The 19,434-nt window shown below is 67.5% G+C and carries 21 protein-coding genes; 13 read left to right on the forward strand and 8 right to left on the reverse strand.

Annotated features, from left to right (window positions below; translation table 11 throughout):
* Both SCNU_RS19140 and SCNU_RS19145 read left to right on the forward strand, forming a co-directional pair.
* On the forward strand, window positions 1-929 hold a 929-nt coding region (locus tag SCNU_RS19140; protein ID WP_009681068.1), incomplete at its 5' end, for an FAD-dependent oxidoreductase.
* A 53-nt stretch (window positions 930-982) separates the two neighbouring features.
* On the forward strand, window positions 983-1,450 hold the full coding sequence (locus SCNU_RS19145; protein ID WP_009681069.1) for a GNAT family N-acetyltransferase: 468 nt from the start codon (window positions 983-985) through the stop codon (window positions 1,448-1,450).
* A gap of 101 nt (window positions 1,451-1,551) precedes the next feature.
* Here the strand turns inward: SCNU_RS19145 and SCNU_RS19150 are convergent, their stop codons facing one another.
* Both SCNU_RS19150 and SCNU_RS19155 read right to left on the reverse strand, forming a co-directional pair.
* The gene (locus tag SCNU_RS19150) at window positions 1,552-2,037 is read right to left on the reverse strand and encodes a hypothetical protein (RefSeq protein ID WP_009681070.1); all 486 of its coding nucleotides are present in this window, start codon (window positions 2,035-2,037) and stop codon (window positions 1,552-1,554) included.
* Window positions 2,038-2,113: 76 nt separating this feature from the next.
* Complete coding sequence (locus SCNU_RS19155) at window positions 2,114-2,524, reverse strand: hypothetical protein (RefSeq protein ID WP_009681071.1); 411 nt, start codon at window positions 2,522-2,524, stop codon at window positions 2,114-2,116.
* Between the two features lie 368 nt (window positions 2,525-2,892).
* Between SCNU_RS19155 and SCNU_RS19160 the strand changes: the two genes are divergently transcribed.
* Genes SCNU_RS19160 through SCNU_RS19175 form a run of 4 tightly spaced genes read left to right on the forward strand, consistent with a single transcriptional unit; the run spans window position 2,893 to window position 6,419 of the window.
* On the forward strand, window positions 2,893-3,615 hold the full coding sequence (locus tag SCNU_RS19160) for an MFS transporter (RefSeq protein ID WP_009681073.1): 723 nt from the start codon (window positions 2,893-2,895) through the stop codon (window positions 3,613-3,615).
* A gap of 49 nt (window positions 3,616-3,664) precedes the next feature.
* On the forward strand, window positions 3,665-4,732 hold the full coding sequence (locus SCNU_RS19165; protein WP_009681074.1) for an ABC transporter permease: 1,068 nt from the start codon (window positions 3,665-3,667) through the stop codon (window positions 4,730-4,732).
* Window positions 4,729-5,553 carry an ABC transporter ATP-binding protein gene (locus SCNU_RS19170; protein WP_009681075.1) on the forward strand — a complete coding sequence of 275 codons (825 nt, stop codon included), beginning with the start codon at window positions 4,729-4,731 and terminating at the stop codon, window positions 5,551-5,553. The genes SCNU_RS19165 and SCNU_RS19170 overlap by 4 nt, the downstream gene beginning before the upstream one ends.
* A complete protein-coding gene (locus tag SCNU_RS19175; protein ID WP_040518939.1) occupies window positions 5,550-6,419 on the forward strand; it encodes an ABC transporter ATP-binding protein in 870 nt (289 codons plus the stop codon). The genes SCNU_RS19170 and SCNU_RS19175 overlap by 4 nt, the downstream gene beginning before the upstream one ends.
* 24 nt (window positions 6,420-6,443) lie before the next feature.
* On the opposite strand, the gene SCNU_RS19180 is transcribed toward SCNU_RS19175, so the two are convergent.
* Window positions 6,444-8,009 (reverse strand): ABC transporter permease, encoded by a 1,566-nt coding sequence (locus SCNU_RS19180; RefSeq protein ID WP_009681077.1) that lies wholly within the window; start codon window positions 8,007-8,009, stop codon window positions 6,444-6,446.
* Window positions 8,006-8,908: an ABC transporter ATP-binding protein gene (locus SCNU_RS19185; RefSeq protein ID WP_009681078.1), complete on the reverse strand. Its 903-nt coding sequence runs from the start codon at window positions 8,906-8,908 to the stop codon at window positions 8,006-8,008. The genes SCNU_RS19180 and SCNU_RS19185 overlap by 4 nt, the downstream gene beginning before the upstream one ends.
* A 263-nt stretch (window positions 8,909-9,171) precedes the next feature.
* Between SCNU_RS19185 and SCNU_RS19190 the strand changes: the two genes are divergently transcribed.
* The 4 genes from SCNU_RS19190 to SCNU_RS19205 are packed head-to-tail and all read left to right on the forward strand — an operon-like array spanning window position 9,172 to window position 13,361.
* Window positions 9,172-9,441, forward strand: a complete 270-nt coding sequence (locus tag SCNU_RS19190) for an SHOCT domain-containing protein (protein ID WP_009681079.1) — start codon at window positions 9,172-9,174, stop codon at window positions 9,439-9,441.
* Between the two features lie 56 nt (window positions 9,442-9,497).
* Window positions 9,498-10,055, forward strand: coding sequence for an Rv1733c family protein (locus SCNU_RS19195; protein ID WP_040518948.1), 558 nt, complete (start codon window positions 9,498-9,500; stop codon window positions 10,053-10,055).
* Window positions 10,056-10,102: 47 nt separating this feature from the next.
* A complete protein-coding gene (ppsA, locus tag SCNU_RS19200) occupies window positions 10,103-12,460 on the forward strand; it encodes a phosphoenolpyruvate synthase (RefSeq protein ID WP_009681081.1) in 2,358 nt (785 codons plus the stop codon).
* Window positions 12,461-12,470: 10 nt separating this feature from the next.
* Window positions 12,471-13,361 (forward strand): universal stress protein, encoded by an 891-nt coding sequence (locus SCNU_RS19205; RefSeq protein ID WP_009681082.1) that lies wholly within the window; start codon window positions 12,471-12,473, stop codon window positions 13,359-13,361.
* Window positions 13,362-13,389: 28 nt separating this feature from the next.
* Here SCNU_RS19205 and SCNU_RS19210 read toward each other — a convergent pair whose 3' ends face one another.
* The 3 genes from SCNU_RS19210 to SCNU_RS19220 all read right to left on the reverse strand — a co-directional run bounded on the left by SCNU_RS19210 (window position 13,390) and on the right by SCNU_RS19220 (window position 15,498).
* Entirely contained in the window at window positions 13,390-14,040 is a 651-nt protein-coding gene (locus SCNU_RS19210) for a response regulator (RefSeq protein ID WP_040518940.1), read from the reverse strand.
* Window positions 14,041-14,110: 70 nt separating this feature from the next.
* Window positions 14,111-14,479 carry a hypothetical protein gene (locus tag SCNU_RS19215; RefSeq protein WP_009681084.1) on the reverse strand — a complete coding sequence of 123 codons (369 nt, stop codon included), beginning with the start codon at window positions 14,477-14,479 and terminating at the stop codon, window positions 14,111-14,113.
* On the reverse strand, window positions 14,476-15,498 hold the full coding sequence (locus tag SCNU_RS19220) for a zinc-binding alcohol dehydrogenase family protein (protein ID WP_040518952.1): 1,023 nt from the start codon (window positions 15,496-15,498) through the stop codon (window positions 14,476-14,478). The genes SCNU_RS19215 and SCNU_RS19220 overlap by 4 nt, the downstream gene beginning before the upstream one ends.
* Before the next feature lie 197 nt (window positions 15,499-15,695).
* On the opposite strand from SCNU_RS19220, the gene SCNU_RS19225 reads away from it, so the two are divergent.
* Together SCNU_RS19225 and SCNU_RS19230 are read left to right on the forward strand one after the other, a co-directional pair.
* Window positions 15,696-17,426, forward strand: a complete 1,731-nt coding sequence (locus SCNU_RS19225; RefSeq protein WP_009681086.1) for a GAF domain-containing sensor histidine kinase — start codon at window positions 15,696-15,698, stop codon at window positions 17,424-17,426.
* A gap of 166 nt (window positions 17,427-17,592) precedes the next feature.
* Window positions 17,593-18,468, forward strand: a complete 876-nt coding sequence (locus SCNU_RS19230) for a universal stress protein (RefSeq protein WP_050792877.1) — start codon at window positions 17,593-17,595, stop codon at window positions 18,466-18,468.
* Window positions 18,469-18,487: 19 nt separating this feature from the next.
* Here SCNU_RS19230 and SCNU_RS19235 read toward each other — a convergent pair whose 3' ends face one another.
* Window positions 18,488-18,841, reverse strand: a complete 354-nt coding sequence (locus SCNU_RS19235) for an Rv2640c family ArsR-like transcriptional regulator (protein WP_040518942.1) — start codon at window positions 18,839-18,841, stop codon at window positions 18,488-18,490.
* Between the two features lie 100 nt (window positions 18,842-18,941).
* Here SCNU_RS19235 and SCNU_RS19240 point away from each other — a divergent pair, with 100 nt between their 5' ends.
* Window positions 18,942-19,388 carry an ArsI/CadI family heavy metal resistance metalloenzyme gene (locus tag SCNU_RS19240; protein WP_009681089.1) on the forward strand — a complete coding sequence of 149 codons (447 nt, stop codon included), beginning with the start codon at window positions 18,942-18,944 and terminating at the stop codon, window positions 19,386-19,388.
* Window positions 19,389-19,434: the final 46 nt, after the last annotated feature.

Consider the following 19,434-nt stretch of genomic DNA (forward strand, 5'->3'; position numbering starts at 1 on the left):
GTCCCCTCAGTCCGCGTTCACAACCTCGCGGGGAAGTACACCTAGCCGTCACCCAGATCGAAGCCCTCCCCGAAGTCCTCCCCACCGTCGAACCAGAACTCGGCACCCTCGTCCACAACGAACTGGTCCGCAACCGAGTCGACGTACGCACCAACACCCTGGTCACCGCCATCGACCGCGCCGACAACGGCGACCTGACCGTCACCACCGCGAATGACGGCCACACCGACCACCTCACCGCCGACCTCGTGCTCGTCGTGGTCGGCGTGCGCCCCGACACCGACCTCGCCGCCGCCGCCGGCGCCAACCTCGGAATCAAGAACACCATCGCAGTCGACGAACAGATGCGCACCAACCTGCCGGACGTCTTCGCCGCCGGCGACGCCGTCCACACCCACCACCGCCAACTCGGCATCACCTGGCTCCCACTCGGAACAACCGCACACAAGCAGGGCCGCGTCGCGGGCGAAAACGCCCTCGGCGGCACCGCCCGCTACACCGGCTCCCTCGGAACCCAAGTCGTCAAAATCTTCGACCTCGTCGCCGCCCGCACCGGCCTCAAAGAAGCCGAAGCCCTCACAGCCGACCGCGGCTGGACACCAGTATCGACCACCTCGACACCCGACGACCACAAGGCCTACTACCCAGGCGCCACCCCCATCAACATCCGCATCACCGCAGACCACAAGACCGGCACACTGCTCGGAGCCCAACTCATCGGCCACCGCACCGCCGAAATCGCCAAACGGATCGACACCTACGCCACAGCCCTGCACCACGGCATGACCGTCGAAGCGCTCAGCGAACTCGACCTGTCCTACACCCCACCCCTGGGATCACCATGGGACGCCGTCCAAATCGCCGCCCACAACTGGGTACACGAACACCGCCTGCACGCCCAGCGCAGCGAACTGAACCCAAACCAGTGACCACCAGCAGCAACCCCTCCGAGCCCCACACAACACGCGCGGTCATCGCACCAATGGCGCCCGAACACGGACCCCAAGTCCTCGCGATCTACCAAGCCGGCATCGACACCGGCAACGCAACCTTCGCGACCGCCGCCCCAACCTGGCCCGACTTCGACCGCGATCACCTACCCGACCACCGATTCGTTGCCCTCGACCCCAACGGCAACGTCACCGGATGGATCGCCGCATCACCGGCATCGAGCCTGTGCGTCTACACCGGCGTCATCGAACACAGTGTGTACGTCGACCCCAACCACTCCGGCAAGGGCGTCGGCACCGCACTCCTACAAGCGCTCATCGACTCCACCGAAACCGCAGGAGTGTGGACCATCGAAACAGGAATCTTCCCCGAGAACCACGCCAGCCTCGCACTGCACCACGCCCACGGATTCCGCACCGTCGGAACACGAGAACGCATCGGCCAACACAACGGCCACTGGCGAGACGTCGTCCTCATCGAACGCCGCAGCAACGCCTAACATCGCCGGATACGCGCAATTTCGAGCGCACCAACCACAGCAATACGCATCGAAGTGATACGCAGGGTGTCCAGTACGGCACCGCACCTGCAGCCCTCCGGTCAGGTCTCCATCGCCGTCAGGTGCACCGTCCGTGGCCGTAGGACCGGATCCCATATCGCGGTGAGGTAGTTCCCGGACTTCTGGCGTTCGGACCGAACCAGCGTTGGACTCGACTCCGGGCCGTGTCGATCGGTGGGCCGCAATCGATCGTGCGCCGTGTCGATCTCGGTCGGCGGCGGAAAGTTCGACCGGGCGAGCAATGCGCTGAGGCGCGCAGGCGAAGGCGTCTGGACGACGAGGTAGGCGCTTGAGTCGGGGAACGCACTAGTGACCTCGCCATAAACGACCTCGTCGCCGTCGATGAGAGCCAATCCCATCCGGGTCGCCATACGGGCTGCACCGTCCGCATCTTCATAGGTATGCGGCGACATTCCTCGATCGATCCAGGCGATCAATGCCCATCGTCCGCCGAAGATGATCGCCACTACAGCCACGATGCCGACCACTGCCGGAACCACGATCGGCGTCCATGGCCTCTTGGCCATTGCGCTCCCCTCCGTTCGTCGTGTTCCTAAGGCGCCTGCATTCTTACCGATAGCGCCTCCACAACCGGGATGACAGCTACGGACTCACGTAGAACGTGCCGGCGGCGGGAGTACTCAGGTAGATGTTCGCTTGCGGGTAGTACTCGCCCGAGACGAGGATTTGACCCGCACCGGTCCGGATCGTCTTTCGCCGATGCGGGTAGTCGTTGAAGCTGCCCTGCCTGCCCGTAGTCAGGTTGCGCCAGTGCCAGCGATATCCGTAACCGACCGGGTACGGATAGATCTGTCCGTCACCGTAGAACACCCGCGGCTGTGCGACTCCAGCGCCACCAATTCCCCACACGACGCCCGGCACTTGCAGGGTGATCGATGCCTTCAGCTTCGGGTGCGGTGGCGGTGCCGCATCGGCGATGCTCGGCGTCAACGAGGCCGATACGGTGACGACCGCCATGACCAAAGCTGCCACTGCCGCGCGACGGATGCTCATCGCTCGACGATAGCGACAGACGCAAGCACTGTTAGCATGTTCGGCATGTCAGCCGCTTCGTGCTCGGCCGCGTGCGCGGCAGTGACCAGGTCGCCCCGCTAGCGGCGGGACGACCACCTCACAGCATCTCCTCGGAAGTCCGGCCGCTTCGTGAATCATTTCCCGAGCGGCGCTTCGTGCTGCTCGGGAACTCTTCAGAGCTCCGGAGCAAACATTGAAACCAGTCCCCTCTCGTGTTCTTCGCGGACGCGTGTCCGCACCGGTTCACGCATGGCTCGTCCTGTCCGCGATGTCCATGCTGCAGTTCTTCATCGCGGTCGACGTCACCGTGGTCAACATCGCACTGCCTTCGATCGGCACGGACTTCGATGTCGGCGACTCCGTCGGATCCGTCCGTACGCGGCGAGCGGGCCCAGCTCGACGTCCACGGCTCATTGCTGCTCACAGCATTTCCGCTGTTGGTCGCGTACGCGGTCGTCAGTGTGGGTGAAGCAGACACGAGTCCCTGGACGACGACCGCCGCACTGGTCGGCGCGGCGGCGGCCGCCGCCGGATTCGCGCGCATCGAGTCCCGATCTTGGAACCCACTGATCCCGTTGGCCTTCTTCGCGGACCGGCCGCGGGTGCGGGCCAACCTGACCACGATGCTGCTCAGTGCTGCGCTGTCGACGTCGTTCCTGCTGTTCACCTTCTATCTCCAGGATCGGCTCGGGATCGGCCCACTCGGGGCCGGACTGACGATGCTCCCCTTGGCGGTGGCACTGGTCGTGTCCTCGATGCTGATTCCACGACTCCTGGAGCGCTGGGGCGCCGTTACCTGTGTGAGGGTCGGGCTCGCCGCCACGGCAGCCGCGATGAGTACGATCGGCGGCGTCGCCGTGATGAATGCCGGTGCGGCGTGGCTGCTTTCCCAACCTGCACACGGGCGATCCGTTCCTCGTGGCCACGGCACTCGCCGCGTCGGGGCTCATCGCCGGGGCGGTGATCATCGGCCGATCGGCGGCTGCCCTTCCCGAAGCCGACAGCTGAGTCGACGCGGCGCGCGCACCCCGGGTCACGGCCGCCGGGGTGCGCGCGCCGCGCTCGGTTGAAATTCATCAATCGTTGATCCGAGATAGCGAACCTGCTTAGGGTTTTCGCATGCGCGCCATGATTCTCAAGGAGTTTCGCGAGCTTCGGCGGGACCCTCGCACCCTCGCCATGTTGATCGTCCTGCCTCTGCTGCTGCTGGTGATCTTCGGCTACGCGGCAAACTTCTATGTGTCATCGGTGCCGACCGCGGTCGTCGGTCCGTCGGCGGAACAGGTCAGCAAGGCACTCCCCTCCTATTTCGAGGTGACGGACGTCGAAACCGGTGACTCGACCTCGCAGGCCGAGGACCTGCTGCGCGAGAACAGGGTCGATGTCGCGATCGTGACCGGTGGCACGCCGGCGACCGCGCTGGTCGACGGTTCGAATCTCTTTGCTGCGCAGTCGACGGTGTCGGTCTTGAACAAGCTCGGCGACAAGGTTCACACCGAGGTCCTGTTCAATCCCGATCTCAAGACGTCGTGGGTGATGGTGCCGGCGATCATCGGGTTGATCCTGACCTTCATCGGCACGATCATCACCAGCATCGGTCTGGTTCGTGAGCGAGAGGCGGGCACTCTCGAGCAGCTCGCGGTGATGCCGATCCGGCCGAGTCAGGTCATCCTGGGCAAGATCGTGCCCTACTTCATCCTCGCCGCCGTCGATCTGATCATCGTGACGCTGCTCGGGATGCTGCTGTTCGACGTCCCGTTCAACGGCAATGTCTTCGTCTTCGCCCTCGGCGCGGCGATCTTCCTCTTCGTGGTGCTGGGCCTCGGCGTGTTCATCTCGACGATCTCCCAGACCACCGGCCAGGCGATTCAGACCGCGTTCATGTTCCTGATGCCACAGATCCTGCTGTCCGGCATGATCTTCCCGCTCGACGCCATGGCCGCCGGTGTGCGCTGGATCGGCTATGTGCTGCCGCTGACGTACTTCAACATGATCGCTCAAGGCGTGATGCTCCGCGACGCGCCCATCGAGTCGCTCTGGCTGCCGCTGGTAGTGCTGACGGTGATGGCGGTCGTGGTCTTCACCGGTGCGACCCTGCGCTTCCGCCGCGACCTCGCGCCGAACGTCGGCAGGATCGAACGGCCGGACGGTCCGACGCCCGGCCTCGCGGACACGGACGTCGCATGATCGCCTCCGCCGAGGGGGTCGTCGTTCGGTTCGGCGACCGAACCGTCCTCGACGACGTCAGCGTCGACGTTCCCGCCGGTCAAGTCGTGGCCCTCGTCGGCGGCGACGGAGCGGGCAAGTCGACCCTTCTCCGGACGTTCGTCGGTGAGGTGGTGCCTGCCGGCGGCGCAGTCCGTGCACCGGCCAAGAACGACACCGGGTTCCTGTCCGCCGGACCGGGAAGCTGGGCCGCACTCACGGTCCGCCAGAACCTGGACTTCGTCGGTGGGATCTACGGGCTCGAAGGCCACGAACTCGCGCTGCGTCGGGAGACTCTCATCGACCGCGCCGGACTGCACGATGCCGCGGACCGACTCGCGTCGCAGCTGTCCGGCGGCATGCAGCGGAAGCTGGGCGCGGCGATGGCGATGCTGCACCGCCCGAGGCTGCTGATCCTCGACGAACCCAGCACCGGAGTCGATCCCGTCAGCCGGATCGACCTGTGGCGGATGATCTCCGAAGCCGCCGCCGACGGAGCGGCCGTGCTGATGTCGACCACCTATCTCGATGAGGCCGAACGCGCCGGACAGCTCGTCGTCCTCGACTCCGGCCGCGTCCTGACTCAAGGGGCGTACGACGACGTGCGCGCACAGTTCACCGGATCCATCACCCGCACGTCGACTCCGGTGCGAGCGGAATGGTCCTGGCGCCGCGGCCACGAACGACGCGAGTACTGGCCCGACGGACATCCCGCCACCGAGGCTCCCACCGTCTCCCCCGACCTGGAGGACATCGTGATCGCCCTGTCTCTGGTCCGCCGCGCCGAGGCGGCCCGCCCATGACGCGGGCAGTGCTGCGGGCGCAGTCGGTCACCCGCAGATTCGGCGACTTCACCGCCGTCGACTCGGTGTCGATGACGGTCGCGCCCGGCGAGGTCGTCGGCCTGCTCGGAGCCAACGGTGCAGGCAAGACCACCCTGATCCGCATGCTGCTGGGACTGCTCGCGACCACGGAGGGCGCCGTCGAAGTCCTCGGCGGACCGCCTGATCGGACGCGCCGGGCACGCCTGGGCTACGTGCCCCAGAATCTCGGCCTCTACCGGGATCTGACGGTCGCCGAGAACCTCGCGTTCAGTTCAGCCGCCTACGGAGTCGCCGCACCCGAGCTCCCGGCGACGCTTCGTGGTATCGGCGACACCCTCGTCGGAGATCTCGCACTGGGTGCACAGCGCCAAGCCGCGTTCGTCGTCGCGTTGGCCCACGAGCCCGCGGTACTCGTCCTGGACGAACCGACCTCCGGCGTCGACGCCCTCGCCCGAGCCGAACTCTGGGACACCATCCGCAGTCAGGCCGACCACGGAGTCGGCGTCCTGGTGACGACCCACTACATGGAGGAAGCCCAGCACTGCGATCGGCTGCTGCTGATGTCCGATGGCGAACTGGTCGGCGCGGGCAGCGAGAAGGACATCATCGGCGACACCCGCGCGGTCGCCGTTCAGACCGACGACTGGTCCCCCGCGTTCGCCGCGCTGAACGAGGCCCGCATTCCCGTCATCCTTTCGGGCCGATCGATCCGCGTCCCCGACACCGACCCGGCCGCCATCACTCGCGTCCTCGACGCCGCAGGCATCACCGCGCGCATCGAGCCGGTCAGCGCCACCATCGAAGAACGGATGCTGGTCCTCGCGCGACGACGCCGACCGCGGTAGTGCTGACCTGCTATTTCTGACCTGCTATCGGGGAATGTCGCGCTGCCGGAACCCGATGAAGCCTGCCACGGCGAGCACTGCCGTCGCCGCCAGCATCGTCCACTCGGCCGCCGCGGAGACTTGGTCGACGGGCACCTGGCCGACGGCGTATGCCGGTGAGAGACGCATCGTCCACTCCGGGAGCGACAGGGTCTCACCGAGGAACGCGACGAACACGATGTAGCCGAACGCGGCCCAGTAGAGGGCGCTCAACCGTGGCACGATCCCGAAGAGGGCGATCCCGAGCGCCGCGACGACGAGCACCGCGGGCACATAGGCGACAGCCGAACTCATCAGATCGTCGACCTCGTCGCTGCTCGTCAGCCACAGGCCGAGCCCGCCTGCGAGGAGTGCGAGGACCGCGGCGACGACCGTGACACTCGCCTGGGCAGCCAACCATCGGGACCGGGTCACCGAGCGCGCGAGAGTCGGTTCGAGCCGTCCACCGGTTTCCTCCGCGCGAAGGCGCCCGAGGCCCTGGCCGAGGCATCCCATCGCCATGAGGACCGACAGCAGCAGGCAGAACGCGAGGTACGACTCCTGGGCGGAGTCTCCCCCGCCGAAGATCCGGGCGAGGTCCTGATTGCCGGCGAAAGCATCGGCGACGTCGTCTGTGAAGGCGCCGAACACGACGGAGACCGCGAAGGCGCCGACGATCCACGCCGCCGCGGATCCGGCCGCATCGCGTACCGCGACCCCGAATGTGGTGCGCAGCAGCCCGCTTGCGCGCGTCGGACCGGGACGGGACGCGAACATCGCCGCGCCCAGATCACGGCGGCCCGCGAGGACGAGCCCCGTGCCGATGAGTGCGGCCGCCACAACCACCGTGAGTCCCAACGGCCACAGCCGCGGGTCGCCGGTGAACGGCCGCGTCTCCTGTTGCCACGCGAGCGGCGACAGCCACTTCCACCAGGAGCCGTGCACGTCACCGATCGCACGAGTCACGTACGAGACGCCCAGAACGACGATCCCGGCGCCGGTGACGAGCGACGCCCGACGCACCAGCTGACCGACGACGACGGCCACACCCGCGAACACCGTGCCGAGCACGGCTATCGAGCCGCCATAGGTCAGCGCCTCGTCGGCGGGCACGCCATAGGCGACGAGCGTCACGGCCATGATCGCTCCGACGACCACCAGCGCGAGGACTGCGACCAGCGTCGCCGCCGACCACGGCGCACGCGCCCCCACCCCGCGCGACCGCAGGAGTTCGAGCAGACCCCGCTCCTCTTGAGCGCGCGTATGCCGGTTCACGAGCATCAAGCCCATGAGCGGCACCGCGATCGCCACGATGAAGCCGTACTCGTTCGCCGCGACCCCGCCGAGAGTGTCGGCGCCGTACGCGGTGCCGTTGATGGCCGCCATCGCCGGATCCTCGGTGAGGGCCTCGTACGACGCGAAGTCCTCGGGAGTGTTGTAGAGCCCGTCGAGCGCGCCGACGGTCGCCACGTACCCACCGCCGAGCGCCGCGATCCAGATCAGCGCGGCGAACCACCCGGTACGCAGTTGCATTCGCAGAATCGCGGTGAACCCGGTGCGCGCGATCGTCATCGGGTGCCTTCGTACGCGTCGAGGAAGAGTTCGTCCAGGCTCGGCGGACGTACGGTGAGGGCCGACACGCCGGCGGACAGGATGGCAGGCAGCACCCGATCGAGCGCGCCGGGTTCGACGGAGAACTCGAGTTCGGTGCCTGCACCGGTCGATCTGACGTGCAGACCGGTGATCGCCGGGTCGTCGGGCGGCGACGCCGGAGTCTCGGTCACCGCGTGCACGCTCGTGCGCGAGAGGCGACGCAGTTCCGCGACGCTCCCCGACTGTACGACCCGGCCGCGGCGGATGATCGTCACCCGCTCGCACAACGCATCGACCTCGCTGAGAATGTGGCTGGACAGCAGAACCGACGTTCCGTCAGCGGCACGCTCGGCGACGCATTCCCGGAACACCTGCTCCATCAGCGGATCGAGCCCGGAGGTCGGCTCGTCGAGGATGAGGAGTTCTGCCCGGGAGGCGAATGCAGCGATGAGAGCGATCTTCTGCCGATTGCCCTTCGACGCGTCGCGGACCCGCTTCGACGGATCGAAATCGAACCGCTCGGTCAGTTGCGCGAGGCGATTCTCGTCGAGCGACGGACCCGACGAACTGAGCAGGTCGATGCATTGGCCTCCGGTCAGATTCGGCCACAGCTCGACCTCGCCCGGCACGTACGCCAACCGCGAATGCAGTGAGACGGCGCGATGCCACGGGTCCTGACCGAACAGCTTCGCGGTGCCGGAAGTGCGCTTGAGCAGGCCGAGAACGATCCGGATGGTCGTCGACTTGCCCGCACCGTTCGGGCCCAGGAAGCCGAGCACCTCGCCCGCGCCGAGCTCGAGATCGAGTCCATCGAGGACCAGGGTCCGTCCGAAGCGTTTGCTCAGTCCGGCAAGCTCGATGACGGCCGACGTCGCCATGTGCAATCTCCTTTGTGCGGCAAACGTTTCGGCTTACGTTATATGCCAGAAGCGGCCGTCGTCGCCGCACGCTTCGAATCCCGTTGCCGACGACGTCTGCTAACGCAGCGCACCCGACGGCAGATTCTCCACACCGCACCCTCGCCGAGTGGCTCTCGCAACAGACCGCAATCGGCCCGTCGGCGAGTGACTTATGCCCCTGATCGCGGAGCACCGCGACGAGCACCCTGAGGTCAGAGATCGATCAAGCGAGGTGAACGACCATGATGTGGGGATACGGCACTTACCCCGGCTGGCCCGGCTGGTTGATGGTCATCATGATGACGGCGGCGATGATCGCGTTCTGGGCCGTCATCGTCGTCGGGACCGTCGCCGCCCTGCGCGCCTTCACCCACACCGGACGCGAGGCCGACACGCTGTCCGAATCGGCCGCGGAGCAGGTGCTCGCGACCCGATTCGCGCACGGCGAACTGACCGAAGAGCAGTACCGGAGTCAGCTCTCGGTGCTGCGACAGGTTCACCGCGTCCGGTGAACCCACGGCTCGCGGCCAACGTTCATCACCTGACCGAAGCCGGACGAGGGAGCATGATGTCCAGTCGACTTGCGTCCCGCCGTCGCCGTTGGCGATTGGCGCACCTGTCCGCCAATCCGTTGGTGCGCAGGTCAGATCGCATCGAGACGCTCGGTCTGGCCGCGCTGTCGATGCTCGCGGCGGTCGGCCTGTTCGCCGCCCTCATCATCGGCGGCAGCACGTACGGGACCACCGTCGCGCGGACCGCTCACCAGAGTCCCCGGCACACCGTCTCCGTGGTCGTCACCGCGCCGGGCGACATTCGGAACCCGACGGTCGTCAGCTGGACCGCCGCCGACGGCCGCCCGATGACCGCACGTGTCTCCTCGTCGCGGTCGGACACGGTGGGCCGGGTGCGCACGATCTGGGTGGACGACGCCGGCCGACCCGTCGCTCCGCCGGTCACCGGAACCGACGCCGCGCTGGGCGCCGTCTCTGCGGTGATCGTGTTCGTGTTCCTCGTCGCGGTGATCTGGTTCGCCCTCGCTCTCGGCATCCGCCACCTGACCGACCGGCATCGGGATCGGGAATGGGAGCGGGAGTGGGCCGACCTCGACATCGGGACATTCACATGAGGCGACACGGTGAATCCGCTGGTCACACGACGATCAAGGATCTGACGATGGACTTCGTACTCGACTTCGCCGGGATCGGGCTCGGCCACGCGTCGGCGGTGGGCGGAAAGGGCGCCAACCTGGGTGAACTGACCTCGGCCGGACTTCCCGTCCCGCCCGGTTTCGTACTGACCGCCGACGCGTTCACGGCCTCCATGGAACACGCGGGGAAGCACGCCGAACTGGCCGAACGACATCGGACCGCACTCGCGGCCGCCTCGGATCAGCGGCGCGTCGACGACCTGTGCCGGCAGATGGCCTCGACGGTCGAGGCCGCAGGCATGGCCTCGGAGGTGCGCCACTCCCTCATCCGGGCCTATCGAGCACTCGGACACGGTGCCGCGACGCCGGTCGCCGTGCGATCCTCGGCCATCGGCGAAGACGGCGCCGACGCCTCGTTCGCCGGAATGAACCGGTCGTTCACCAACGTCTCCGGCGACGACGACGTCGTCGCGGCGGTCCGACAGTGCTGGGCCTCGCTGTTCAGTCCCCGCGTCATCGCCTATCGCCACCAGTCGGGGTTGACCGGTGATGCCGCGATGGCGGTCGTCGTGCAGACGATGGTGTCCGCGTCGACGTCGGGAATCGTGTTCACCGCCGATCCGGTCACCGGCGACCCGAACAGGATCGTCTTGGAAGCCGTCCGGGGGCAGGGTGAGACCGCCGTGTCGGGCGCCGTCACCCCCGAGACCTATCTGATCTCGAAGAGCCCGCTGTCGATCGAGCATCGGACCGACGCGCAGCAGGACTTCCAGATCGTCGCCGGCGACGACGGGCACGACAACCGCGAGATAATCCCGCCCGAGGCCGCGGCGCAACGCGTCCTCGACGATCGCGACGTGTATGCCGTCGCAGAGCTCGCGATCCAGGCCGAACAGCACTACCGGCGTACGCAAGACCTGGAGTGGGCCATCGATCGCGACGGCGCGGTCTGGCTCGTGCAGTCCCGTCCGATCACGACCCTTCCCACCGGGCGCAGCAGCGCGAGCGCGGCCGGGCCGCCGCGACCGGACGGTCCCACCCCGGCCCCGACCCGAGTGACGATTCGGGGTCTCCCCGCCGCCCCAGGCCTCGCTGTCGGTCGGGTACGGATCCTCCGCTCGCCCGCCGACGGTCACCGCCTCGAAGACGGCGAGGTGCTGGTGGCGTCGATGACCGACCCCGACTGGCTGCCGACCATTCGGCGCGCCGCGGCACTGGTGACCGACCGCGGCGGGATCACCTGTCACGCGGCGATCGTCGCCCGCGAAGTCGGAGTGCCGTGCGTCGTCGGAACAGCCGACGCCACAGTGAAACTGAACGACGGGATGACGGTGACGGTCGACGGCGGTTCGGGTTCCGTTGTCACCGGCGACGCGACCAGCGCCGCTCCCCGGACCCCGAGACGCCACGCGACGGCCGGGCACGACTCCGGGTACACCGAGAGCACGGCCACGAAGATCTATGTGAACCTCGCGTCCGCGGACCGCGTCGACGAGATCGCCGCTGCGCCCGTCGACGGTGTCGGACTCCTGCGCGCCGAGTTCCTGCTCGCCGAAGCGTTATCCGGTCGGCACCCGCGTGCGGTGATCGCCGACGGTTCGGGGGCCGACTTCGTCGCCAGGATGTCCGAGCGTCTGACGCGTGTCGCCGCTGCCTTCGGGACTCGCCCGGTGGTGTACCGGACGACCGACTTCCGAAGCAACGAGTTCCGGAATCTCGAGGGCGGAGCCGCGTACGAGCCCGTCGAACGCAATCCCATGATCGGATTCCGCGGCTGCTACCGCTACCTGAAGGATCCCGCGGTGTTCGATCTCGAGTTGGCGGCGCTCGCCGTCGCCCGCGAGCAACACCCCAATCTGCACGTGATGCTTCCCTTCGTCCGTACCGGATGGGAGCTCGAGCGGTGCCTCGAGCTGATCGACCACAGCCCGCTCGGTCGTCAACGCGGACTGCATCGCTGGATCATGGCGGAGGTTCCGTCCGTCGTTCATTGGCTCCCGGCCTACATCGATGCGGGCGTCGACGGCGTGTCCATCGGCAGCAACGACCTCACGCAACTCGTGCTCGGCGTGGACCGCGATTCGGAGACATGCGCCGAACTGTTCGACGCGAGCGATCCGGCAGTCGTGCAGACCATGGCCGCGATCATCGCGATCGCCAGAGACAGGGGCATCACGTCCTCTCTCTGCGGGCAGGCGCCGTCGACCGACCCGGCCTTCGCCGAACTGCTCGTGCAGATGGGCATCACCTCGATCTCAGTGCTCCCCGATGCCGTCGATGCGGCACGGCGGCACATCGCCTGCGCGGAGCGCCGTCTGCTGACAGATGCGGCGCTGGCGAGCCGTAGGCCTCGTTCCGCAACGTTCGCCCGTTCCCCGAGATGAGGAGACTCCCATGGAACAACTCGACAGCGCGCCGATCATCGTCGGCATCGACGGCTCGCGGAAGGCGCTCGGGGCCGCACGATGGGCCGCGGAATGGTCGACCCTGACCGGTCATCCGATCCGGCTGGTGTACGCCGTTCCGGACGACGCGTGGTTTGCGACGCACGATCCGTTCGGGGTGTTCGCGAATCCGGAGGCCGACCCGATCATCAAGGACACGGCAGAGAAGATCCTGCACGAAGCACTCACCGCTGTCCGGGACCTCGCACCGTTGATCGACGTCGTCGACGAGACACGCGGCGGGACCTTCGCCGACTACGTGCGTGAGCACTCCGCTGCCGCGGCCGCGGTCGTCATCGGTTCCACCCGTTCCGGTCACATTCGCGACGCCGTCCTCGGAAGTCAGGTGATGGGAATCATCCGGTCGTCCTCGTGCCCGACGCTCGCATGGCGTGAGTACGGCTCGACCGCGGACGACGACCGCAACGGCGTCGTGGTCGGATACGACAGTTCCCCGCACGCCGACCGGGCATTGTCCAGGGCGCTCGAGCACGCGCGGGTCCTCCATGAACAGGTGACCGTCGCCTACTACTTTCCCGTCGCGGCGATGATCGGTGCTGGGTATGCACTGAATCTCGTCAACTGGGAACGGATCGAGAAGGACGGGATCGACCGCATTCGGCATCGGATCGCGCCGATCTGCGACGAGTTCCCGGAGGTGGACGTCGACATCGTGTACGGGGACACCTCGGCGGCTCGCGGTCTCGTCGCCTCCTCGAAGTCCGCCAGACTCCTCGTCGTCGGATCACGGGGCCGCGGGGCGATGGCCGGAACGCTGCTCGGCTCCGTGAGCCAGAATCTGGTGCATCACGCACGGTGCCCGGTCCTGGTGGTGCCCTGAGCGAAGCTTCTCCGCCAAGGCATCTCCGCTAGTGTTCCGGCTGCTCCAGATCGCCGATCCTCGTCGCGAACACCGCGGCCTGCGTCCGGCGCTCCATTCCGAGCTTGGTCAGCAGGCGCGACACGTAGTTCTTGACCGTCTTCTCGGCGAGATGCATCCGATCGGCGATCTGCCGATTCGTCAGTCCCTCGCCCAGCAGTGCGAGGAGGGTCCGTTCCTGCTGGGTGAAGTCCGCCAGCGGTCCCGCGTCCTGCTCCTGCTGCTTTCGCAACCGCTCCATCAGGACGGCGGCGGCCCGGTTGTCGAGCAGTGACTTCCCCTCGCCCACCTCGCGAACCGCTTTCGCCAGTTCCATTCCGGTGATGTCCTTGATCACGAAGCCGCTGGCGCCGGCCATGATCGCGTCCAGCATCGCCTGGTCCTCGGTGAACGATGTGAGGATCAGACATCTGAGCCCGGGGACCTTCGCCAGCAGTTCCCGGCACAGATCGATGCCGCTGCCGTCGGGCAGGCGGACATCGATGACCGCGACGTCCGGCCGGAGCGCGGGCACACGGGCGAGCGCGTGCGAACAGTTCCCTGCCTCGCCGATCACGCTCAGATCCGGGTCGACCTCGAGGAGCTCGACCAGTCCGCGCCGCACCACCTCGTGGTCGTCGACAAGGAACACCGTCGTCATCACGAAGCCTCCCGACCTGCAAGAACTGTTCTTCCGAGTGTAAAGCCGATTCGGCCGGGACCACTGTCGATCACGGCGGGCGGTGCGGAAAGTCGGGGATCGCGGGATCTTCCGCGCACAGCGCGGCCGGCATCGTCGGGAGCTCGGCGCCGAAGACTTCACGAGCGAGCTTGCTCAGGGTCCGGCAGTCGCGTGCCCACGACATGCGGCCGGCGGGTGTGGTCCGGAACTCGGTGATCGACTCGCCCCCGGACTCGCGCCGATGTCTGTCGAGCATGTTCTGCGCCACCAGATCGTCGAGCACGATCGTCAGCTCGCTCGGATGGATCTGATACGCGTGGCGCGCCAGCAACGCCTGCAGCTGGCCTCGGGTCACAGGCTTCTCGACCGCGTGTCCCAGCAGGTGGATGCGTACCGCCGCCTGGTCGATGGTCCTCATCGGAGTCCCCGATCGGATGAGGGATGCAGCACCGCCGCACCGGCGAATCGGCCGGCCTTCAGGTCCCGCAGCGCTCCGAGCGCGTCATCGAGCCGGTATGACCTCGTCTCCACGCGCAGACGGTTCTCCCCGGCGAACCGCAGGAAGGCCAGCGCATCGTCTCGGGTGTTCGCCTCGACGCTCCGGCTCTCCTTCTCATGGAACAGGTGGCGGCGATAGTCGAGCGGTGGCGTCGCGCTCATGTGAATGCCCGCGAGACAGAGCACTCCCCCGCGATCGAGCGCCTCCAGCGCCACCGGAACCAGGTCCCCGACCGGCGCGAAGATGATGGCGGCGTCGAGCGGTTCCGCCGGACGATCGTAGGCGTCTCCCGCTTCGACGGCCCCGAGCTCGAGCGCGAGCCGACGAGCGTGCTCTCCCCGAGTCAGCACGTGCACGCGGGCACCCTGATGAATCGCGACCTGGGCGACCAGGTGGGCACTGCCGCCGAATCCGTACAGACCGAGCCTCCCGCCGGCGGGCAGCTCTGTCCGGCACAGAGCCCGATAGCCGATGATCCCGGCGCACAGCAGAGGCGCGAGTTCGTCTGCGGTGTAGCCGTCCGGCAGCGGCAGCGCGTACGCCGACGGCACGACGGCGAACTCGGCGTATCCGCCGTCGGCGTCCCAGCCGGTGTACGTCGATGCGGCGCACAGGTTCTCAGCTCCACGGCGGCAGTACGCGCACCGACCGCACGTGCTATGCAACCACGGGACGCCGACGCGGTCGCCGATGACGAATCCGGAGGTCGGGCCAGCGGCCACGTCGGCCACGGTACCGACGACTTCGTGCCCGGGAACGACGTGCTCGCGGTGAACCGGAAGGTCGCCCTCCACCACATGGAGGTCCGTCCGACACACGCCGCACGCGTCCACCCGCACCAGCAGTTCCCCGCGTGCAGGAGACGGAACCGGTTCCGTCCGGAGGGCTATCGGCTCCCCCGCGACCGACCCCGGTTCGGTGACGCGCCAGGCGCGCATCATCGCACCGGAGCCCGTCCGACCGGTGTCGGCGCGGTCCTGGTTCGGCGATCGAGGGTCCACACACTCACGATCCGCCGATCGTCGGGCGGCTTCCAGTGTCAACAGACCCTCCAGCGGGGGTCGTCGGTCGTTCGCCCCCGTATCGGTCGCCGACGAGCCGGATTCGCCGCCCTCCCGGACTAGACTGTGTGCTCATGGCGGCCGAGGAGGAGAACGCCCGGGAACGGTCCCGGGAGTTCCGCTCCGCACTGTCGCAGATGCGTCTCTCCGAGCTCGTCGACGAACTCCAGGAGCGCCTCACCCAGATCACGGACTTCCCCCGGCGCATGGCAGCACTCATGGAGGCGATGCTGGCGGTGACGACCGGGCTTCGGCTCGAGGACACCCTGCAGTCCGTCGTCGGTGCGGCCGCCCGGCTGGTCGACGCCGAGTACGGGGCGCTCGGAGTCCGCGGCGAGGACCACCATCTGAGTGCGTTCGTCAATCAGGGCATCGACGAGGACACCGTCGCTCTTCTCGGGCCGCCGCCGACCGGACGGGGCGTCCTCGGCGTTCTGATCGACGAGCCGAAGGTGCTCCGGCTCGACGACCTCAGCCGGCATCCGGACTCCGTCGGCTTCCCACCGCATCACCCGCCGATGACGACCTTCCTCGGAGCTCCGATCCGTGTGCGCGACAAGGTGTTCGGGAACCTCTATCTCACTGAGAAACGCGGCGGCGGACCGTTCACCGACGACGACGAAGTCATCATCGTGGCCCTGGCATCCATCGCGGGAATCGCGATCGACAACGCGCGTCTCTATGAGCAGTCGCAACTGCAACTGGGCTGGATCGAGGCGACGCGCGACGTGCGGACCGAACTGCTGTCCGGTGCCGAGAACCGAGACGTGTTGCGGATGCTCGCGCGCAAGGCCTTGACCCTGACCGACGCCGACCTGGTCTTCGTCGCACAACCCGACGACCCCGAACATCCGGCCGACATGGTCCGCGAATTGATCGTGACCGTCGCCGAAGGACGCTCAAGCGGTGACGAGGAGGGCGCGACGATTCCAGTGGCGGGATCGACGTCCGGAGCGGCGTTCACGCGGCGTGAGCCCATCCGACGCGACCGCCTCGAATACACCCGGATAGACGACATCGGCACCCGATACGGTCCAGTGCTCGCGGCCCCGCTCCGCGCAGCCGACACCACGTCCGGAGTCCTGGTCATCCTCCGCAATGTCGGTCGGCCCCAGTTCTCCGACCACCTGCTCGAACTGTGCGCCGGATTCGCCGACCAGGCGGCCCTCGCGCTCGAGCTGGCGGCGAGGACGACACAGGCCCGACAGGTCGAGATGCTGGCGGACCGGGAACGCATCGCCAACGATCTGCACGACCACGTGATCCAACGGATCTTCGCCGAAGGGATGGCGCTGCAGGCGACCCTGCAGCGCACCGCCTCCGCAGACGTCAGGGCACGGCTGACTCGGTCGGTCGACAACCTGCAGGACGTCGTTCAGGAGATCCGTTCGACAATCTTCGACTTGCACTCGGACGACACCGCCACCACTCGCCTGCGCCAGCGCATTCACGACGTCGTCGACGAACAAGTCGGAGACGCGCCGCTGGAGACGCACATCCGCCTGTCGGGGCCGCTGTCCGTCGTCGCACCGGACGTCGCCGAACAACTGGTCGCGGTGCTGCGCGAAGCAGTCAGCAACGTGGTCCGCCATGCTCATGCCTGCACGATGACGGTCGCCGTCTCCGTCGGCGACGAGATCACTCTCGAAGTCGTCGACGACGGCGTCGGTCTGCCCGACGACATCACCCCCAGCGGACTGGCCTCGATGCGGCGACGCGCCGAATCGCTCAGCGGCGAACTGTCGCTGACACCGGCTGACGATGCGCGCGGCCTGGTGGTGCGGTGGTCGGTTCCCCTCGACTGATCGGTCTCGACCGGCAAAGGGGCCGCCGGAGAGGTCCCGCCAGAGGACCTGGGTCGTCTGCTCGGTGACTTTCGCCCGGCGCGCCCAAGCACCCGGTGGGACTGGAATCGAGGTGACGGACATCGTGATGTCCGAACTGGGAGTCGTCTCGACCAAGGAGGTCACCATGTCCGACTTGAATTCGCCGGTCGTCGCCGCAGTCGACGGATCCGCGGGGGCCACCGATGCGTTGCGTTGGGCGGCCCGGGCCGCCGCTCGCGAGAACCGCCGCCTCCGCATCATCAGCGTGGCGGAGGTCGTCACCGGTGCCTACGCGCCGGGCGCGGCGATGGGACTGGCCATGGTGCGCGACGCGGTGCGCGCCGAAGCGCAGCGCGCCGTCGACGAGGCGCTCGCACTGACGCAGGAGCTCGCCCCCGACGTGTCGGCCTACGGACACGTCATCGAAGGCGCCCCATCTCTCGTGCTCCGAGCCGTGTCCAGCCGCGCGCACCTGGTCGTCGTCGGCAGTCGTGGACTGGTCGGCGCCAAGAGTCTGCTCCTGGGATCGGTCAGCGCCGACCTCACCGCCCATGCGAACTGTCCCGTCGTCGTGGTGCCGGGTCCGCCGCCCCGGTCCGGTCCGGTGGTCGTTGGTCTCGACGGATCTCCGCTGTCTCAGCAGGCCGCGACCGTCGCCTTCCAGCAGGCCGATCTGCTCGACGAACAGTTGGTCGCGGTGTACGCGTACGGCGGCTCTCCGCGGGGTCTCCTTCACCACGGTGGAGATCGGCTCATCGACGACATGCGCCTCGACGCGGAAGAACTCGTCTCTGAACAGCTCGCCGGGAACGTCGTCGATCACCCGGACGTTCGGGTGAGCCGAATCGCCGCTGTCGACACGCCTGCTCGCCGCATTCTCGACGTCGGACGCGACGCGCAGCTCATCGTGATCGGCAGTCGCGGCCGCGGCGGGTTCCAAGGATTGCTGCTCGGCTCCACCAGTCAGGCGGTCGTGCAGGTCGCACCGTGCCCCGTGATCGTGGTGCACGACCAGGTCTAGCGCTCCGCCGCGTCGCCGGTCAGCAGCAGGACGCCAGCACGCCGCGCAGCGCTTCGAGGTTCTCCGGGAGCGCCCGGTACAGAATGCTCACTCCCCGCCTGTCGGAAGCGACCAGCCCGGCCGCTCGAAGCTGTCCGAGATGGTGTGACGCCGTCCCGCCGGAGACTCCGACCGCGCGCGCCAGATCGCTCGCCGCCATCTCACCGCCGTCGGCGCCCATCAGCAGCGCCATCAGCCGGACCCGAACCGGATCGGCGAGGGCCTTCAGCCGGAGCGCCAGTTCGATCGCGTCGTCGTCGGTCATCGGCCCGGATCCCAACGGGGCACAACAGATGGGCGCACTGACATCGATCACCGGCAAGGCCTTGGGCATGCTTCATATACTACCGAATACTTTGACATACGTCGAAGTATGTGGCACAACGAAAGGGCACCAAACACTTCGACATTCGTCGAAATAATCGGAGGTCACCATGTCCCGCGTCCAACTCGCCCTCGACGTCGACGACCTGCAGGCGTCGATCGAGTTCTACAGCAAGCTCTTCAACACGACACCCGCGAAGGTCAAGCCCGGTTACGCGAACTTCGCGATCGCCGAGCCCCCGCTCAAGCTGGTGCTTCTGGAGAATCCCGGTCGAGGCGGAGGGCTCAACCACCTCGGTGTCGAGGTCGAATCCAGCCAGTCGGTGCATTCCGAGATCGCCCGGCTCAGCGGCGAAGGCCTCTTCACCGAGGAGCAGATCAACACGACCTGTTGCTTCGCGACTCAGGACAAGGTCTGGGTCGGCGGCCCTGACGGCGAGCGATGGGAGGTCTACACCGTGCTCGAAGACAGCGAGACCTTCGGCGAGGCGCCGAATCTGCTCATCGGGTCGAACGGTCCCGAGTCCTCGGCCGCGCCGTGCTGCGGATCGAACTGAGCTGTCAGTCGAACTGAATCGCCTGTCGATCACGACGGTCGGACTT

The sequence above is a fragment of the Gordonia neofelifaecis NRRL B-59395 genome, from assembly GCF_000192435.1.
In the GTDB taxonomy this organism is placed as follows: domain Bacteria; phylum Actinomycetota; class Actinomycetes; order Mycobacteriales; family Mycobacteriaceae; genus Gordonia; species Gordonia neofelifaecis.

Coding starts and splice junctions, on each gene's coding strand:
- SCNU_RS19145 (WP_009681069.1), top strand. CDS start 983: ATGGCGCCCGAACACGGACCCCAAGTCCTCGCGATCTACCAAGCCGGC.
- SCNU_RS19150 (WP_009681070.1), bottom strand. CDS start 2,037: ATGGCCAAGAGGCCATGGACGCCGATCGTGGTTCCGGCAGTGGTCGGC.
- SCNU_RS19155 (WP_009681071.1), bottom strand. CDS start 2,524: ATGAGCATCCGTCGCGCGGCAGTGGCAGCTTTGGTCATGGCGGTCGTC.
- SCNU_RS19160 (WP_009681073.1), top strand. CDS start 2,893: ATGTCGGCGACTCCGTCGGATCCGTCCGTACGCGGCGAGCGGGCCCAG.
- SCNU_RS19165 (WP_009681074.1), top strand. CDS start 3,665: ATGCGCGCCATGATTCTCAAGGAGTTTCGCGAGCTTCGGCGGGACCCT.
- SCNU_RS19170 (WP_009681075.1), top strand. CDS start 4,729: ATGATCGCCTCCGCCGAGGGGGTCGTCGTTCGGTTCGGCGACCGAACC.
- SCNU_RS19175 (WP_040518939.1), top strand. CDS start 5,550: ATGACGCGGGCAGTGCTGCGGGCGCAGTCGGTCACCCGCAGATTCGGC.
- SCNU_RS19180 (WP_009681077.1), bottom strand. CDS start 8,009: ATGACGATCGCGCGCACCGGGTTCACCGCGATTCTGCGAATGCAACTG.
- SCNU_RS19185 (WP_009681078.1), bottom strand. CDS start 8,908: ATGGCGACGTCGGCCGTCATCGAGCTTGCCGGACTGAGCAAACGCTTC.
- SCNU_RS19190 (WP_009681079.1), top strand. CDS start 9,172: ATGATGTGGGGATACGGCACTTACCCCGGCTGGCCCGGCTGGTTGATG.
- SCNU_RS19195 (WP_040518948.1), top strand. CDS start 9,498: ATGTCCAGTCGACTTGCGTCCCGCCGTCGCCGTTGGCGATTGGCGCAC.
- ppsA (WP_009681081.1), top strand. CDS start 10,103: ATGGACTTCGTACTCGACTTCGCCGGGATCGGGCTCGGCCACGCGTCG.
- SCNU_RS19205 (WP_009681082.1), top strand. CDS start 12,471: ATGGAACAACTCGACAGCGCGCCGATCATCGTCGGCATCGACGGCTCG.
- SCNU_RS19210 (WP_040518940.1), bottom strand. CDS start 14,040: ATGACGACGGTGTTCCTTGTCGACGACCACGAGGTGGTGCGGCGCGGA.
- SCNU_RS19215 (WP_009681084.1), bottom strand. CDS start 14,479: ATGAGGACCATCGACCAGGCGGCGGTACGCATCCACCTGCTGGGACAC.
- SCNU_RS19220 (WP_040518952.1), bottom strand. CDS start 15,498: ATGCGCGCCTGGCGCGTCACCGAACCGGGGTCGGTCGCGGGGGAGCCG.
- SCNU_RS19225 (WP_009681086.1), top strand. CDS start 15,696: ATGGCGGCCGAGGAGGAGAACGCCCGGGAACGGTCCCGGGAGTTCCGC.
- SCNU_RS19230 (WP_050792877.1), top strand. CDS start 17,593: ATGTCCGACTTGAATTCGCCGGTCGTCGCCGCAGTCGACGGATCCGCG.
- SCNU_RS19235 (WP_040518942.1), bottom strand. CDS start 18,841: ATGCCCAAGGCCTTGCCGGTGATCGATGTCAGTGCGCCCATCTGTTGT.
- SCNU_RS19240 (WP_009681089.1), top strand. CDS start 18,942: ATGTCCCGCGTCCAACTCGCCCTCGACGTCGACGACCTGCAGGCGTCG.